The organism is Streptomyces venezuelae, assembly GCF_008642335.1.
Classification (GTDB): domain Bacteria; phylum Actinomycetota; class Actinomycetes; order Streptomycetales; family Streptomycetaceae; genus Streptomyces; species Streptomyces venezuelae_F.
The window spans coordinates 2,332,591-2,349,002 of the sequence record NZ_CP029191.1 but is presented as its reverse complement, the minus strand read 5'-3'; the positions used below and the strand labels follow the sequence as shown (position 1 = coordinate 2,349,002).

The 16,412-nt window shown below is 72.6% G+C and carries 12 protein-coding genes and 1 riboswitch; of the genes, 3 read left to right on the top strand and 9 right to left on the bottom strand.

Annotation, left to right across the window (positions count from 1 at the left end; translation table 11 throughout):
* The first annotated feature begins 268 nt into the window (after positions 1-268).
* The gene (locus DEJ49_RS10480; protein ID WP_223832788.1) at positions 269-2,299 is read left to right on the top strand and encodes a bifunctional glycosyltransferase 87/phosphatase PAP2 family protein; all 2,031 of its coding nucleotides are present in this window, start codon (positions 269-271) and stop codon (positions 2,297-2,299) included.
* Here DEJ49_RS10480 and DEJ49_RS10475 read toward each other — a convergent pair.
* Positions 2,250-3,875 carry a hypothetical protein gene (locus tag DEJ49_RS10475; protein ID WP_411757149.1) on the bottom strand — a complete coding sequence of 542 codons (1,626 nt, stop codon included), beginning with the start codon at positions 3,873-3,875 and terminating at the stop codon, positions 2,250-2,252. The two genes, DEJ49_RS10480 and DEJ49_RS10475, sit on opposite strands and share 50 nt — an antisense overlap.
* 103 nt (positions 3,876-3,978) lie before the next feature.
* Positions 3,979-5,226 carry a cytochrome P450 gene (locus DEJ49_RS10470; RefSeq protein WP_150183882.1) on the bottom strand — a complete coding sequence of 416 codons (1,248 nt, stop codon included), beginning with the start codon at positions 5,224-5,226 and terminating at the stop codon, positions 3,979-3,981.
* A 276-nt stretch (positions 5,227-5,502) separates the two neighbouring features.
* Between DEJ49_RS10470 and DEJ49_RS10465 the strand changes: the two genes are divergently transcribed.
* Both DEJ49_RS10465 and DEJ49_RS10460 read left to right on the top strand, forming a co-directional pair.
* Complete coding sequence (locus DEJ49_RS10465; protein ID WP_150183881.1) at positions 5,503-6,672, top strand: steroid 3-ketoacyl-CoA thiolase; 1,170 nt, start codon at positions 5,503-5,505, stop codon at positions 6,670-6,672.
* Positions 6,673-6,841: 169 nt separating this feature from the next.
* The gene (locus DEJ49_RS10460) at positions 6,842-8,125 is read left to right on the top strand and encodes an alpha/beta hydrolase (RefSeq protein WP_150183880.1); all 1,284 of its coding nucleotides are present in this window, start codon (positions 6,842-6,844) and stop codon (positions 8,123-8,125) included.
* An 89-nt stretch (positions 8,126-8,214) separates the two neighbouring features.
* On the opposite strand, the gene DEJ49_RS10455 is transcribed toward DEJ49_RS10460, so the two are convergent.
* From DEJ49_RS10455 to DEJ49_RS10425, 7 genes are all read right to left on the bottom strand, one after another.
* Complete coding sequence (locus DEJ49_RS10455; RefSeq protein ID WP_223832787.1) at positions 8,215-8,670, bottom strand: transglycosylase SLT domain-containing protein; 456 nt, start codon at positions 8,668-8,670, stop codon at positions 8,215-8,217.
* A gap of 345 nt (positions 8,671-9,015) precedes the next feature.
* A complete protein-coding gene (locus DEJ49_RS10450; protein ID WP_150183878.1) occupies positions 9,016-9,852 on the bottom strand; it encodes an ECF transporter S component in 837 nt (278 codons plus the stop codon).
* Entirely contained in the window at positions 9,849-11,642 is a 1,794-nt protein-coding gene (locus DEJ49_RS10445) for an ABC transporter ATP-binding protein (protein WP_150183877.1), read from the bottom strand. Before DEJ49_RS10445 ends, DEJ49_RS10450 begins: the two co-directional genes overlap by 4 nt.
* Complete coding sequence (locus DEJ49_RS10440; RefSeq protein WP_190329588.1) at positions 11,639-12,913, bottom strand: CbiQ family ECF transporter T component; 1,275 nt, start codon at positions 12,911-12,913, stop codon at positions 11,639-11,641. The genes DEJ49_RS10445 and DEJ49_RS10440 overlap by 4 nt, the downstream gene beginning before the upstream one ends.
* Before the next feature lie 43 nt (positions 12,914-12,956).
* Positions 12,957-13,646 (bottom strand): SCO2322 family protein, encoded by a 690-nt coding sequence (locus DEJ49_RS10435; protein WP_150183876.1) that lies wholly within the window; start codon positions 13,644-13,646, stop codon positions 12,957-12,959.
* Positions 13,643-14,878 carry a prenyltransferase/squalene oxidase repeat-containing protein gene (locus DEJ49_RS10430; protein ID WP_150183875.1) on the bottom strand — a complete coding sequence of 412 codons (1,236 nt, stop codon included), beginning with the start codon at positions 14,876-14,878 and terminating at the stop codon, positions 13,643-13,645. The genes DEJ49_RS10435 and DEJ49_RS10430 overlap by 4 nt, the downstream gene beginning before the upstream one ends.
* A 121-nt stretch (positions 14,879-14,999) precedes the next feature.
* Positions 15,000-15,134: riboswitch (cobalamin riboswitch) on the bottom strand.
* A gap of 24 nt (positions 15,135-15,158) precedes the next feature.
* Entirely contained in the window at positions 15,159-16,214 is a 1,056-nt protein-coding gene (locus DEJ49_RS10425; RefSeq protein WP_150188145.1) for an MBL fold metallo-hydrolase, read from the bottom strand.
* Positions 16,215-16,412 lie beyond the last annotated feature (198 nt).

Genomic DNA, 16,412 nt, shown 5'->3' with positions numbered 1-16,412 from the left:
TGTGATCTTTGTCGCGGCCGGAGGCAGGAACCGCACGCTTACGGAGTTCACAAGCGCCTCCGTGTTTCGGACGAATGTGATGGAAAGCGATGTGGCCGCCAGGTGAAATGGGGGTGGCGGACGTCCTCATATCGGGGACGAGAACTTCACGGCAGAACGACAGAACGGCAGAACGACAGAACGGCAGAACGGCAGAGGCGAGGACTGACACAGGCGGGAGGGCCGACGGGGCGTGCAGAACGTTGAGCGCAGGAGACCGGGCGATGTCTTGGGAGCGGGGCGGGCCGACGGGCCCGGGCCGCGGGCGGGAGCGGCCCGAGTCCTCCTCTGGCTGCTCGCCGCCGTCCTCGCGATCCGGCAGATCGCCGTCGTCCTGCGGACACCCGAGGGCGAGCGCCTGACGGACCTGGAGACGTGGATCGGCCCCGAGGGCGTCCTGCACGTGAACGGGTCCTTCTACGACGCGGACAAGTTCACCGACACGCCGTTCGCCGGGCTCGTCCTCAAACCCCTCACCCGCGCGGGCGAACAGGCCCTCGGCTGGGGGTGGACGTTCGGCACCCTCGGACTCGTCGTCGTGCTCGGCGTGGTCGCCGCCCGCGCCCTGCCGCAGCCCGTCTCCCGCCGCACCTCGCTGCTCGCCGCCCCGGTCGCGGTCAGCCTGCTCATCCTGTCGCTGCCGGTCCGCAACACCCTGTACCTCGGGCAGACCAGCATCCTGCCGGTCCTGCTCGTCCTCCTCGGCCTCTTCGCGGTCCGCGGGCAGCGGAGCTGCGGCGTCCTCATCGGTGTCGCCGCCGCCCTGCAGCCCGCCATGCTGCTCTTCGCCGTGCCGCTCTGGTTCACCGGCCGGAAGGAGGCGGCCGCCGCCACCGGGGGCACCTTCGCCGCCGTCACCGCGCTCGTCTGGGCCGTGATCCCGAGCGATTCGACGACGTACTGGATCCACCACCTGGCCGGCACCGGCCTCGGCGCCGACCCGGACGCCAACGCCAACCAGTCGCTGCACGGCATGCTGCTCCGTGCCGGTCTCGAGGGCCCGCCGGAGATCGCCGTCTTCGTGGTGCTCGGCCTGGCCGTCATCGCCGTCGGACTGCGCCGCGCCGTGCGCTACGCGCGCGACGGGCAGCTGCTCCTGGCCGTCGCGATCACCGGCTGCGTCGCCGTCGCGGTGTCGCCGACCACCTGGCAGCACCAGCTCCTGTGGGTGCTCTTCGCCGTGGTCGGCCGGGTCGGCAAGCGGCAGTCCGACCGCTACGTGTGGCCGGTGGCCGTCATCCTCGTGTCGACGCTGCCCGCCAAGATGATGCTGCCGAACATGCCGGTCACCGAACCGGTCCGCGACAACATCGTGCTGATCGCGGCGCTCGCCGCGGCCGTCGCCGTACCGTTCCTGTCCCGCTCCCACCCGCAGTACCGCGAGCCCATCCCCACCGAGTACGCCGAACCCGTCCCCGCCCGCTGGAGCCGCATCCCGCTCGTCCCGTTCTGGCGGCGCGTCCTCGCCCGCCCGAACCTCCTGCTCGAACTGCTCCTCATCCGCGTCGGCTACTCCGCCTACCAGCAGGTCAGGCTCGCGGCGACCGGCGGCACGATCTCCGGGGGCCGGGCCGACGCCGAGCAGCACGGCGCGCAGATCCACGCGATCGAACAGTTCCTGCACATCGACGTCGAGCACTGGTTCAACCATCTGACGGCGCGGACCGGCCGGCTGGAGGACTTCCTCGACTTCTACTACACGTCGTTCCACTTCCTGGTGCCGCTGAGCGTCCTCGCCGTCCTGTACATCCGCAGGCCCGCCGACTACCGCTGGGCGCGCTCCGCGCTCGGCTTCGCGACGGTCCTCGCGCTCATCGGCTTCTGGGCGTATCCGCTCGCGCCGCCGCGTCTGATGCCGGAGCTCGGCTTCATCGACACCGTGCACGGCGTGCAGGACTTCACCCAGCCGGACTACGGCACGCTGACGGAGCTCACCAACCAGTACGCGGCGATGCCCTCGCTGCACTTCGGCTGGTCGCTGTGGTGCGGTCTGGTCGTCGTGGTCCTCGCGCCGCGCCGGTGGATGAAGGCGCTCGGCCTGCTGCACCCGTTCTTCACGGTCTGCGCGATCGTCGGCACCGGCAACCACTGGGTCCTCGACGCGGTGGGCGGCGCGGCCGTCGTGGGCGCGGGCTTCGGCCTGACCTACGTGCTTTCGGGGCCGCGGGTGCGGCAGCAACCACAGAAGGCGGGCACCGGCACGACCCCCGTCACCGGCACGTCGAGGACCGGCTCCGCGAAGGGCCGTACCCCGAGCTGATCTCGTACGTTCCGGGCGCGGGCACCGACAGGCGCGTGAACTCGCCCTGCGGCTTCAGGCAGGCCCCCTCCGCCCGGAGCCACGGCGAGTACACGAGCCGCACCGTCACCGAGCCGCGCCTGGGCACGCGCACCACCACGTTCGACCCGGTGGAGCGGACGACGGCCGCCGGCTCGGAGACCAGCGGCACCGGGTCCTTCACCTTGAAGATCTGCCAGTGCTCGTCCTTCCACACCGGCTTCAGCCACGTGGGTCTGCTCGCCACGAGTGCCGCCTCGTCCTCGGCGAAGCCGTCCGGCTTGCCCGAGGGCAGCACCACGTATCCGACGGCCCACCGGTCGAGCCACTCGCGGTAGGTGGTGGCCGAGAACGAACCGTCGTAGAAGAGCCTCCCGCGCTCGATGTCGAGCTGGCGGTTCCAGCCGCGCGCCATGTTCACGTACGGGGCCAGCGCGGTGGCCTCGCGGTGGTTGCGGGTCGGGACGACCTCGACGCGGGTGCGGTTGGCCTCCAGGCGCTCCAGCTCCCGCACCACGCCGTGCGTGTCGACCGCCCACTTCGGGACCTTCGTCGACACCGCGAGGTCGTCGAGGGTCTTCTGCGTCACCCACGCCGACGACAGCACGAGCGCCACCGTCAGGACGACCCTGCGGGCCCGGGTGAGGCCCGGCACGAGCAGCGCGGCGAGCAGCAGCGCGGGCCCCACGAGCTCCGCGAGCCGTTCGACGTTGGTGCCGATGGGGGAGGGGATGAGATACGTCAGGACGGTCCCGGCCGCGTAGACGCCCGCGCCCCACCGCAGCACCCGCCACTCGCGCGGGCCCGCGACGATGAGCGCCAGGCTGAACAGGACGGGCGGGAAGATCCGGTCGAAGGGCATCAGGTGCTCGCCGGTGAACGGGAAGAGCAGCGTGGTCGCCCCGACGACCAGGAACGGCGGCAGGATCAGCGCGGCCGACCGCGCCCAGTCGCGTACGAAGAAGTACCCCGCGCCCGCGACGACGAGGAAGAGCCCCGCCACCGGGGAGCCCATCGTGGCCAGCGCCGCGCACACCACCGCGACCACCGTGCGCCGCTGCCGCACCAGCGCGAGGCAGGCCGCGAGGCCGAAGGCGAGGCCGAGCGCGAAGGTCGTACGCCCCGATGCGACGTTGCACCACACCGCGAGCGACGCGAGCACGGCGGGCCACAGCGGCCTGCGGATCCCGGAGCGCGCGATCAGCGCGGCGACCAGCCAGGCGCCCGCGACACCGGAGAGCACCGTGACGGTCCGCACGCCGAGCGCCGCCATCAGGTACGGCGAGATGAGGCTGTAGTTGGCGGTGTGCATGCCGCCGTACCAGAAGAGGTTGTACGCGGCCGTGCCGTGCTCCGACGCGAACCGCGCCCACGCCTCCTGCGCCGCGAGATCGCCGCCGCCCGTGGCGAGGAACGCCGCCCACACGACGTACAGGGGAAGGGTGGGGAGCGTGGCCAGGAGGGGAACGCGGTGGCGCCGGAAGAAGGGCCGGAAGGGTGAGTTCCGGCCCGAGGACGTGCGGTCGGACGGGGCGAGCGTTACGTCGGCAGAGGCCACGGCCACCGTTTCCGTTCGAGTCCGGGGAAGGCAAGGTTCACTTCCCCAGACGTCGGATGCAACGGAAACGTTGGTTTCGTAAACGTAATTGACCTGATAGGCCTCACGTCCGCGTGCTGACTCGGAGCTCCTTGACGCCGTTCAGCCAGGCCGAGCGGAGTCTGCGCGGGTCGCCGGTGAGGTGCAGGTCCGGCATGGCGTCGGCGATGGCGTTGAAGATGAGGTTGATCTCCAGGACCGCGAGGGACTTGCCGAGGCAGAAGTGCGGGCCTCCGCCGCCGAAGCCGAGGTGCGGGTTGGGGTCGCGGGTGACATCGAACTTCTCCGGTGATTCGAACACGTCGGGGTCGTGGTTGGCCGAGGAGTAGAAGACGCCGACCCGGTCGCCCTTCTTGATCCGTGCGCCGCCGAGCTCCGTGTCCTGGGTGGCGGTGCGCTGGAAGGAGACGACGGGGGTCGCCCAGCGCACGATCTCCTCCGCCGTGGTCGCCGGGCGCTCGCGCTTGTAGAGCTCCCACTGCTCCGGGTGGGTCAGGAGGGCGTGCATGCCGTGGGTGATGGCGTTGCGGGTGGTCTCGTTGCCGGCCACGGCGAGCAGGATGACGAAGAAGCCGAACTCGTCGGAGGAGAGGTTGCCCTCGTCCTCGGCGGCCACCAGCTGGCTGACGATGTCCTTGGCGGGGCACTCCTTGCGGGCGGCGGCGAGGTTCATCGCGTAGGAGACGATCTCCATCGCGGCCTCGGCGCCGACCTCCTCGGTGATGGCGTACTCCGGGTCGTCGTACGCCGCCATCTTGTTCGACCAGTCGAAGATCTTGGAGCGGTCCGCCTGGGGTACGCCGATGAGCTCGGCGATGGCCTGCAGCGGCAGCTCGGATGCGACGTTCGTGACGAAGTCGAAGGACCCGTCGGGGCCCGCGTTCGCAAGGGCCGTCTCGACGATGGACCCGGCGCGGGCGCGCAGCGCGTCCTCCAGCGAGCGGATGGCGCGCGGGGTGAAGCCGCGCTGCACGATCTGGCGGACCCGGGTGTGCTCGGGCGGGTCCATGTTGAGCATGATCATCTTCTGGACCTCGATCTGGTCCCGGGTGATCGTCTCGTTGAAGCGGATGATCGCGGTGTTGAGGTTGGAGGAGTACAACTCCGGGTGCGTGGAGACGTACTTGACGTCCTCGTGCCGTGTGACGGCCCAGTAGCCCGCGTCGTCGTAGCCGGATATCCGCGGCGGCTGGGCGATCCAGCGCACCGGTTCCGTCTGCCGCAGCCGGGCGAACTCCGGCAGGGGCACGCGTTCTTGGAGCAGGTCGGGGTCGGTGAAGTCGAACCCGTCGGGCAGCGCGGGACAGGGCATCGGCAACTCCAGGCGTGGGCTGATTTCCGACGGTCGGGTCACTCGTATTTCTGACGGCCCATCAGGATGGTTGGCTCGCAAGGTAGTAACGGGTTCTACAAGAGGCAAGGCCCAGAGCGGGTCCGGTTGCGTGCGGGTCCTGCGCGCAATGCGTGCAAGACCCTTGCGGCACCCCGGTCGCGCTCAGCAGACTGCAGGGCAGAACTAGAACGCGTACTAGTTCCACTCGCGAGCCGCCGGGACGGCTCGCGGGACGTGGAGAGGGAGGACGAGCCCATGGCCGCGGAACCCGTCATCGTCGAAGCAGTACGCACGCCCATCGGCAAGCGCTCAGGGGCGCTCGCCAATCTCCACCCCGCCTATCTGCTCGGTGAGACCTACCGCGAACTCCTCGGCCGCACCGGCATCCACGCCGACTGCGTCGAGCAGATCGTCGGCGGCACGGTGACGCACGCCGGGGAGCAGTCCATGAACCCGGCGCGCACCGCCTGGCTCACCATGGGGCTGCCGTACGAGACCGCGGCGACCACCGTCGACTGCCAGTGCGGCTCCTCCCAGCAGGCGAGCCACATGGTGGCCAACATGGTCGCGGCGGGCGTCATCGACGTCGGCATCAGCTGCGGCGTCGAGGCGATGTCACGCGTACCGCTCGGCTCCGGTTCCAAGCACGGACCCGGCAAGCCCTTCCCCGAAGAGTGGAACGTCGACCTGCCCAACCAGTTCGAGGCCGCCGAGCGCATCGCCCGCAAACGCGGCCTCACCCGCGAGAACGTGGACTCGCTCGGCCTCATCTCGCAGGAGCGGGCGGCCGTCGCCTGGGCCGAGGAACGCTTCAAACGGGAGACGTTCGCCGTGCAGGTGCCCACCACGGAGGAGGAGCAGGCCGCCGGGCAGGGCATGTGGCGGCTCGTGGACCGCGACGAAGGGCTGCGCGACACCACGATGGAGGGGCTCGCCCGCCTCAAGCCGGTCATGCCGACCGCCGTGCACACCGCGGGCAACTCCTCGCAGATCTCCGACGGCGCGGCGGCCCTCATGTGGGCGTCCAAGCGGATGGCGCGCGCCCTCAAGCTGAAGCCGCGGGCGCGCATCGTCGCGCAGGCCCTCGTCGGCGCCGATCCGCACTTCCACCTCGACGGGCCGGTCGACGCCACGCGCGCCGTGCTCGGCAAGGCGGGGATGTCCCTGAAGGACATCGACATCGTCGAGATCAACGAAGCCTTCGCTTCGGTGGTGTTGAGCTGGGCGCAGGTCTTCGGCCAGGACCTCGAGAAGGTCAACGTGAACGGTGGCGCGATCGCCCTCGGGCACCCGGTGGGGGCGACGGGGGCGCGGCTCATCACCACGGCCCTGCACGAACTGGAGCGCAGGGACAAGGAGTTCGCGCTCATCACCATGTGCGCGGGCGGTGCGGTGGCGACGGGGACGATCATCCAGCGGCTGTAGCTGTAGCTGTAGCTGTAGCTGTAGCTGTAGTTGTAGTTGTAGCTGTAGCTGTGTAGTTGTAGCCGTAGACGTAGCTCCAGGCGGCGTACGCGGGTGGCGTCAGGTACACCTCGTGGCCGGGGGGTTCTCGGATGTCGCCCGCGCGGTGACTCTTCGTAACGTCGTACCCATGAACGCCGAGTGCACGAACACCGCCGACTCCACGACCCGTCGCGTCCGTTCCGTACGCCGAGGGGGCGCCGCCCTCGCCGCGCTGATGCTCGCGGGCCTCGCCGGACTCACCGCCGCGCCCGCCGCACAGGGCGCCGAGGACGCCGGGACCCGCCCCGCCGTCGCGCACCACTCCGACCGGGGCGCCCTCCTGCGCGTCACCCCGGTCGCCGACCTGAGCCGCGCCGAGGTGGCCGCCTTCCTGAAGAAGGGCAAGTTCGGCACGGAGACGGTGCGGTACGGCGTGCGGGCGTACCGCCTCACCTACCGCACCGTCGACACCCAGGGCCGCCCGACCACCGCCACCGGTCTGTTCGTGCTGCCCAAGACCCCGCGGGATCGCGCCCTCGGTCTCGTCTCCGACGCCCACGGCACGATGGTCCACCGCGACTACGCCCCCTCGGTCGCCGAGGACTCCGGGCGGCTCAGCCCCTACCTCCACGCCGCCGCGGGCAAGGCCGTCGCGGCGCCGGACTACCTCGGGCTCGGCAAGGGCCCCGGCGTCCACCCGTACATGGACGCGCGCTCGGCGGTCACCGCCTCCGAGGACATGCTGCGCGCCTCGCGCACCGCGGCCCGGCGCGAGGGGCGCACCCTCTCGGGCGACCTGTACCTCACCGGCTTCTCGCAGGGCGGCCAGGTGACGATGGCCCTCGCGCGGGAGGCGGACCGCGGACTCGCCGGGTTCACCCTGCGGGCCGTCGCGCCGGTCAGCGGCCCCTACGACCTGTCCGGCGAGGAGATGCCCGCCCTCTTCGACGGCCGGGTCAACGACACCAGCGCCGTCTTCTACCTCTCGTACTTCCTGGTCGCCCAGAACCGCCTGCACCCGATCTACAAAGACCCCTCGGACGCGTTCCGCGCGCCCTACGCGGACCGGATCGAGCGGCTCTTCGACGGCGGGCACACCGAGGAGCAGGTCCTGCCCGCGCTGCCCAAGACGGTGAAGGAACTGCTCACGCCCGCCTTCTACGAACGCGTCCAGCGGCCGACGGGCGGCCTGAAGGAGGCCCTGGCGGCGAACGACGGCTTCTGCGACTGGAAGCCGGCGGCTCCGGTACGGCTCTACGCCGCGCGCGGCGACACCGACGTACCCATCCAGAACGCCCGCAGCTGCGCGGCGACCCTCGCCGCGCACGGGGTGCGGGCACCGGTCCTGGACCAGGGCGCGGTGCCGCACATGCGGTCGGTGGGGAAGGCGGCACCGAAGATCGCGCGGTGGTTCGCGCGGGTGGGGTCGTAGGCGTAGGCGGTACGTGAAAGAGGCGGCAACCCGCGGGGGGTTGCCGCCTCTTTCCGTGGCGGTTCTCAGGGGCGGTTCGCGCCGGCTGCTCAGTACCAGCCGTTCGCCTGCCAGTGGTTCCACGCGCCGACGGGGCTGCCGTAGCGGTCGTTCATGTACTTCAGACCCCACTCGATCTGGGTCTCCGGGTTGGTCTTCCAGTCCGAGCCCGCCGACGCCATCTTCGAGGCGGGCAGGGCCTGGACCAGACCGTAGGCGCCGGAGGAGGAGTTCGTGGCGCTCGGGTTCCAGCCGCTCTCGTGCGAGACGATCTTGTCGAACGCGGCGAACTGCGCCGGGTCCGGGATCTTCTTCTTGGCGATCGCCTTGGCGGACGCGGGGGCGGCGGCGGGAGCGGCGGCCGGGGCGGCGGCCTTCGCGGTGGTCGGGGTGGCTGCCTGGGCCGGGGCCGCGGCGAAGACCATGCCGGTAGCGGCGGCGGCGACGAGGCCGCCGGTGATGGCCTTCTTCGGGGAAGCGATGCGGCGGATGAGCGAGGCGGACACAGAGGACCTTCCGGTGGGGAACGGGGCTGTCGCGGTGCACGCCGTCCGACACGGAAGTGCGGGGGACATGCGGCGGCGCCGAGGCCCGGGTGGGCTGTCGGCGCCGTGCGACTCATCCAGAGAAGCAGGGCTGTTACGCCGCCGCAATGACCCCATTTACTAGTGGAAGTCGCATCCGAGACGAATGTCCTTCGTGTGACCTGGCTCTCAATGCGCAGGTCAGCGCGGTGATTGACGCATGCACATCAAGGAACGTGATCTACGGGCCTCCTTAGTAGAGGACCAACGTCCTGTGGGCCGCCTCACTCGGGAGCGCCCTGGATGTAACGGAACGCGTCGGTCCCCCTACGCCTCCGGCGCCTCGAATGTGACCGGCGCCTCGAACGCGGCCCGGCGTGTGGCCCGGCGCAGCGCCTTCAGGACGGCGGGGCCGAGCGCGAGGCTCAGCAGCACGGTGACGACCGCGCGCGGCAGGTCCCAGCCCAGCGAGGTCGCCAGGCAGTACGCGACGAACCGGCCCAGGTTCTCCACGAGGGGGTCGCCCGGCACGAAGGAGACGCCGGTGGCGAGGCCGCCGAGGTAGGGCCAGCCCTGGAGGTTCATCACCGTGCCGTACAGCACGGAGGCCACCGCCCCGTACCCCGCGAGCAGCCACAGCTCGCCCCGCCCCCGCAGGCTCTCGTGGCCGGGGAGCAGCCCCGCGCCCATGCAGACCCAGCCCATCGACAGCATCTGGAACGGCATCCACGGCCCCACGCCGCCCGTCAGGAGCGCCGACGCGAACATCGACACGGCCCCCAGCACGAACCCGAAGCCCGGCCCCAGCACGCGTCCGCTCAGCACCATCAGGAAGAACATCGGCTCGATGCCCGCCGTCCCCGCGCCCAGCGGCCGCAGCGCGGCGCCCGCGGCGGCGAGCACGCCGAGCATCGCGATGGCCTTCGCGTCCAGCCCGACGTCCGCGATGGTCGCCACGACGACGGCGAGCAACAGCGGAAGCAGCGCGGCGAACAGCCAGGGCGCGTCCTGCGCGTGCTCGCTGAGCCCCGAGTCGCCCGCGGCCAGCAGCGGCCACCCGAACGCGGCCACGCCGACGGCGCTGACCAGGGCGAGCGCGGCGATGGAACGGCGCCCGAGGCGGATGGGGCGGACGTGTGGGCGGGCCTTGGGGACAACCGTCACGAGGTCTCGCCCCCGCTCCCGCCCGTGCCCAGGGCCCGGCGCACCTCGGAGACCGTCAGCCACTCCTGCGGCGCCAGGATCTTGGTGACCTGCGGCGCGAAGGACGGCGACGAGACGACGATCTGCTCGGTCGGGCCGTCCGCGACGATCTCGCCGTCCGCGAGGATCACGACGCGGTGGGCGATCTCGGCGGCCAGCTCCACGTCGTGCGTGGCGAGCAGGATCGCGTGCCCCTCGGCGGCGAGCCCGCGCAGGATGGCGACGAGACGGGTCTTGGCCGCGTAGTCGAGGCCGCGGGTCGGCTCGTCCAGGAGCAGCAGCGGCGGGCGCGTGGTCAGGACGATGGCCAGGGCGAGCGTCAGCCGCTGGCCCTCGGAGAGGTCGCGGGGGTGCGTGTCGTCAGCGATGCCCGGCAGCAGCTCGTCCACCAGGGCGCGGCAGGTGCCGGGCGGCGCGTCCGCGTCGTGGTCGGCGGCCGCGCACTCGGCGGCCACGGTGTCCGCGTACAGCAGGTCGCGCGGTTCCTGCGGGACCAGACCGACGTGCCGGATCAGCTGCCGCGGCGGCGTGCGGTGGGGGACGACGCCGCCGACGCGGACGGTGCCCGACGCGGGTTCGAGGAGGCCGACGAGGGCGGACAGGAGCGTGGACTTCCCGGCGCCGTTGCGCCCCATCAGGGCGACGGTCTCGCCGGGGGTGACGACGAGATCCACACGCCGCAACGCCTCGACGCGCCCCCGTCGCACGGCCAGCCGCTCGACGAAGGCGGCGCCCGCCTCGCGCGGCGCAGTCACCGCACGTTCCTTGCGCGGCCGTGACCATCGCCGACCGCCGCCCGGCACGTCGCTTCGCGGCTGGGCGGCGGTCGAGTCGATCTCCTGCGGTGCCGGGGCCGTGCGGGTCTCGCGGCGCTTCGGTCGCCGGCGGCCCGCGTCCTGCCCATCGGGCCCCTCGGCCTCCCTTCGTGGGTTCGCGTCCGCGAGGCGCGCCCTCAGCGTGTCCGCCCTGCGTCGCGCGTCCCGCACCGTCAGCGGCAGCGGTGACCAGCCCGCGAGGCGGCCGAGGGCGACGACCGGCGGGTAGACGGGGGAGCGGGCCATCAGCGCGGCCGGGTCGCCGAGTACCGGTGCCTCGCCCGGCGCGGCGAGCAGCAGCACCTGGTCCGCGTACTGCACGACCCGCTCCAGGCGGTGCTCGGCCATCAGCACGGTCGTACCGAGGTCGTGCACGAGTCGCTGGAGCACGGCGAGGACCTCTTCGGCCGCGGCGGGGTCGAGGGCCGACGTCGGCTCGTCGAGGACGAGGACCCGGGGGTGCGGGGTGAGGACCGAGCCGATGGCGACGCGCTGCTGCTGGCCGCCGGAGAGGGTGGCGATGGGCCGGTCGCGCAGGTCGGCGAGGCCGAGCAGGTCGAGGGTCTCCTCGACGCGCCGCCGCATCACGTCCGGGGCGAGCCCCAGCGACTCCATCCCGTACGCCAGCTCGTCCTCGACGGTGTCCGTCACGAAGTGCGAGAGCGGGTCCTGGCCCACCGTCCCGACGACGTCGGCGAGCTCACGCGGCTTGTGCGTACGGGTGTCGCGCCCCGCCACGGTCACGCGCCCGCGCAGGGTGCCCCCGGTGAAGTGCGGCACGAGCCCGCTGACGGTCCCGAGCAACGTCGACTTCCCGACCCCGGACGGCCCGACGAGCAACACGAGCTCACCCTCGGGGACGGTGAGGTCGACGCCCCGGACGGTGGGCCCGGGCGCCCCGTCGTAGGTCACCGAGACGTCCTCGAAGCGGATCATGAGGTCTCCTCGGAGGAAGTGGGGGAGGGGGCCGGGGGCGGGGGCCCGGCAGTGGCAGTGGGCGGCCGCGTACGCCAGGCGGCGGCGGACGGATGCGCCCGGGGAGGCTCGGGGAGCGGTGTGTTCGCGGGTGCGGTGGGGCGGGTGTTGTCCGGCGGCACCGGTGCCACGAACGCCGGGAGCAGGCCGATCAGCGCCGCCGCCGCGGGCCACAGCGGCAGGGTCGGAGCCACCAGGGGGACGACTCCCGGGTGGAGGGACGCCGGGTCGTGCGTCGTCGCCCAGATCGTCAGGGCCGCCACCGCGACCCCGGACCCGGCGACCAGCCAGGCCCGGGGGCCCCACGGGTCGGGGCGGTAGCGCGTGCGCACCGAGCGGCGGCCGCCGAGGCGCAGGCCCGCCAGTGCGGAGGCGAGCCCGACGGCCAGGGCGGGCAGGCCGTAGGACGTGCCCTGGGCGGTCAGCAGACCGTACGTACCCACGCAGACGCCCATGAGACCGCCGAGGGTCAGGATGGCCGTCGCCCTGCGGACCGCCGCCGGGACGGGGGACGTGCGGCCGAAGCCGCGCGCGTCCATCGCCGCGGCCAGCGCGACCGACCGCTCCAGCGCGCCTTCGAGGACGGGAAGGCCGACCTGGAGGAGGCCCCGGATGCCGCGGTCGGGGCGGCCGCGCAGACGCCGTGCCGCGCGCAGACGCTGGACGTCCACGATCAGGTTCGGCGCGAACGCCATCGCCACGACGACCGCCACCCCGACCTCGTACAGCGCACCCGGCAGCGACTTCAGCAGCCGCGCCGGACTGGCCAGCGCGTTCGCCGCGCCGACGCAGATCAGCAGGCCCGCGAGGCGGATGCCGTCGTAGAGGGCGAACAGCAGGCCCTCCGCCGTCACCCGCCCGCCGATCCGCACGCCCCTCGCCCACTCCGGCAGCGGCACCTCCGGCAGCGTCACGACGACGTGCGTGCCGGGGATCGGCGAGCCGAGCACGATCGCGAAGAGGAGGCGGATCGCGATGACCACCAGGCCCAGCTTCACGAACGCGCCGTACGACTTCGCCCACGGCGCCGACGTCCGCCGCGCCGCCACCACATAGCCCGCGACGCCGATCAGCAGACCGAGCAGCAGCGGATTGGTCGTGCGGGACGCAGCCGTGCCGAGGCCGATGGCCCACACCCACCACGCGCCCGGGTGCAGCGCGTTGCCGCGGTGCGCCTCGGGGGCGAGGCGGCGCCGCAGGAGGGCGGGCGCGCCGCCGCCGTGGTCCGTCATGGTGCTGTCCGTGTCGTGTTCGTCGTCCGTACGCAGCCGCGCGTCAGCCGCGGCGGCGGCGGGCCTGCCAGATCCCGGCACCGCCGAGCAGTGCGACGGCGGCGATCCCGGCGATCAGGCCGACCGAGGGGCCGCCGTCGGCGCCGTCACCCGCACCGTCCGCCTTCTCCGTCCCCGGCTCCGTCTCCGGCTGTGCCTTCGTGGTCGTTCCGTCGCCGGCGACCTGCTCGCCGCAGCCCGTCTTCGGGTAGCCGTCGATCGCGCACAGCAGCGCCTTGCTGTCGTAGCGCAGCGGCTTGGCGACGGAGGCGAGGGCCTCCGCGCTGGTGGCGTCCTCGCCGACCTGCGCGCAGGCGATCCGCCGCTTCGGCGGCGTCTCCCCGCCGGGGGCGTCGCCCGCCGTGCCGAAGTCGACGACGAGGCCCACGCGCTTGCGGCCGTCCTTCGCCGGGGTGTCCTCGCAGATCGCGTCGAAGTCGGCGGGACCGCGCGGCTTCGCGGAGTCCTTCGAGTCGTCGGAGACCGAGAAGCGGAACCCCTGGACGTCGCCGTCCTCGGGGCGGGCGGTGCCGGGGCCCTGGGTGGCGTACGTCCACTGCGCGCCGTCCCGCTCCCAGAACGACCAGTAGCGGTAACCGGCGGCCTGGGCGGGCGCGGCGGCGAGGACGCACAGGAGCGCGGCGAGGAACGCGCCGACGGCGAGCCGCCCGCGCCGCGCACGGCCCCCGGTCACGGCTGCTGCTTCTTGCGGTTGCCGCTGTACAGGAAGCCGATGCCGATGCCCGCGACCATGCCGACGCCGATGATCCACCAGACGCTGACGCCGCCGTCGTCGTCCTTCTTCTCGTCCGAGTCCGCGTCGGACGGGGACTTCGAGGAGGTCTCAGGGGCCGGACCCGTGGCGTTCAGCTGCTTGACGAGGTCGGCGCCGCCGAAGTCGCGCGCGTCCATACCGGCCGCGTGCGCCGCGAAGATCAGCTGGGAGTACGCGGCGGGGCCCGACTGCTTCGCCCAGTCCGCGGAGTTCTCCGCGAGCCACTCGGCGGACTTCTTCGCCCGCTCGCCCTGTCCGGCGGCGGCGAGGGCGACCACGGAGTCGGCGGTGTTGCCGAAGTCCGGCTGGTCCTTGGCGCCGGGCATCAGCGACATCAGGTGGTCGTCGGTCTTGCCGAGGGTGTCGAGCAGATAGCCGACGCCGTTGCTCGCGGCCTGCGTGGCGGTGTCCGGCTTCGCGCACTTGGGCGCGGCGTCCTCGGACTTCTTGGGGGCCGAGACCACGAGGCCCTTGCCGAGGCTGCCGAGCACACCGGCCGCGGTGGCGTCGGCGTTCGGCGCGAGCTTGCCGGACTTCATGTCGGCGAGGCCGAAGGCGCCGCCGTCCTTGCCGCAGTCCATGGCGAGCTTCGGCAGCGCGTCGTAGGCGGACTTGCCGTCCTGGGACTTCACGTCGGCGGGGTTGCGGCCCGCGGCGACGAGCGCGCCCACGACGATGCCCGTGGAGTTCGCGTCGGAGGGCAGCCCCGGGTTGTAGCCCCAGCCGCCGTCCTTGTTCTGCACGGACTTCAGCCAGTCGACGCCCTTCTTGACCGTCTCGTCCTGGCCGCCGAGCGCGGCGAGCGCCTGCACGGCCGCCGCGGTGGAGTTGCTGTCGACCGCCGTCTTGGAGTTGCACGGCTCGGACGAGTCCGCGCGGTACGCCGCGAAGCCGCCGCTCGCGCACTGCTGGCCGGTCAGCCAGTCCACGGCCTTCGCGGCGGGCTTCACGCCCTCGGTGTCCTGGGCGAGCAGGGCGTACGACTGGCGGAAGACGCCGTCGAACTTCGGGTCGGTCTTGCCGTAGAGGCCCGAGGGGAGGGCGGCCGACGGCGACGGCTTCGCGTCGTCCGCGAAGGCGGCCGGTGCCGCGGCCGAGCCGAAGACGGCGACGGCGGCGGCCAGGACCGCTGCGCTGCGACGAACGTTCATGATGGGGCGGGTTGCCTCTCCCTGCGGGGAGCGGGGCGGCACGGACCGTGCGAGCACGGCGACCGGGCGGCTCCGGCTCCGTATACCTCGACGGTGCCGCTCATCGGGGGCCCGATGAAGCGAGCCGGTCACGTTCCGCGCCGGGCATTCCGGCTTACGGGCCCCTGAGGTCTGGGCCCGGATACGGCTGCGGGTCAGCGCCGGATTCGCACCGGCTTCCCCCTTGGCGGACGTGAGGACGACGCGCTCACTCTACCGGCCGGTCCGCGCACCTCTCGGGTCACACCGCCACGAACGTGACCGGATCGCTCCCCGGCACGGCCTCCGCGCGCCCCAGTTTCACCAGCCGCCGCACATGCGCCTCGGCCTCCGAGACGGCGATGGTCCTCGACCCGTAGGGGATTTCGTCCCAGGGCCGGTTCCACTCCATGCGGGCGGCGATCTGCCAGGGCGTGAGGGGCTCGGCGAGCAGGGCGAGGAGGCCGGTCAGGCGCTCCTCGTGGTGGGCCAGGAGCTCGCGGACGCGGGCGGGCGCGTCGGTGAACGCGCGCTGGTGGGCGGGGAGGATCTCCGCGGGGTCGAGGCGGGCGACGCGCTCAAGGGAGTCCAGGTAGTCGCCGAGGGGATCGGTCACCGTCTCCGACTCGGGGTCCTCGTACAGGCCGATGTGCGGGCTGATGCCGGGCAGCAGGTGGTCGCCGGAGAAGAGGCGGCCGTTGCCGCGCAGGCCCGCCGGGTGCTCCTCCTCCAGGTGGAGGCAGACATGGCCGGGCGTGTGGCCGGGGGTCCAGATGGCGCGCAGGCGGCGGCCGGGCAGGGCGAGGAGTTCGCCGGGGGTGATGGAGCGGTCGGGGAGGGCGGGGGCGAGGCCGGGGAGGGTACGGGGGCGGCCCTCGTCGCGGGCCCGGAGCAGCGGGGCGACGTGGTCGGCGGGCGCGCCGGCGGCCGTGAGCTTGTCCACCAGGTACGCGTACCAGCGGTCCGGCGGGTTCGAGCGGGTGCGGCGGACCACGGACGCGTCGGCGTCGTGCATGGCGAGCCACGCCCCGGAGGTGTCGCGGACCTGACCGGAGAGGCCGTGGTGGTCGGGGTGGTGGTGGGTGATGACGACGCCGTGCACGTCGGCGACCGCGACGCCGCACGCGGCGAGTCCGGCGACGAGGGTGTCCCAGGACGCCGGGTCGTCCCAGCCGGTGTCGACGAGGACCGGACCCGCGTCGGTGTCCAGGAGGTGGACGAGGGTGAAGCCGAGGGGGTTGTCGGGGATCGGGACCTTGATGCTCCAGACGCCGCCGCCGTGCTCGGTCACCGGCGGCTCTGTCACCTGCGGGGTCATGAGGGCCTCGTCTCTCGTCACCGGTCCCCTCGCCGGGGGCCGTCGCCCTCACGGGGGACGGTCACCCTCGCCGGGGCCCCTCACTATAACTAGAACTAGTTCCAATAGTCGCCCAAGTCGACCGCTTGGAGGCTGTGTTGCCCCTTCCGTCCGTGGACTCCACGAACTAGAACTGGTATCAGTTCTTCAATCCTGAAA

Bases quoted from the DNA above. Each gene is read 5' to 3' on its own strand.
- DEJ49_RS10445 (WP_150183877.1), bottom strand. From the start codon at position 11,642: ATGATCCGCTTCGAGGACGTCTCGGTGACCTACGACGGGGCGCCCGGG.
- DEJ49_RS10425 (WP_150188145.1), bottom strand. From the start codon at position 16,214: ATGACCCCGCAGGTGACAGAGCCGCCGGTGACCGAGCACGGCGGCGGC.
- DEJ49_RS10460 (WP_150183880.1), top strand. From the start codon at position 6,842: ATGAACGCCGAGTGCACGAACACCGCCGACTCCACGACCCGTCGCGTC.
- DEJ49_RS10470 (WP_150183882.1), bottom strand. From the start codon at position 5,226: ATGCCCTGTCCCGCGCTGCCCGACGGGTTCGACTTCACCGACCCCGAC.
- DEJ49_RS10430 (WP_150183875.1), bottom strand. From the start codon at position 14,878: ATGAACGTTCGTCGCAGCGCAGCGGTCCTGGCCGCCGCCGTCGCCGTC.
- DEJ49_RS10440 (WP_190329588.1), bottom strand. From the start codon at position 12,913: ATGACGGACCACGGCGGCGGCGCGCCCGCCCTCCTGCGGCGCCGCCTC.
- DEJ49_RS10465 (WP_150183881.1), top strand. From the start codon at position 5,503: ATGGCCGCGGAACCCGTCATCGTCGAAGCAGTACGCACGCCCATCGGC.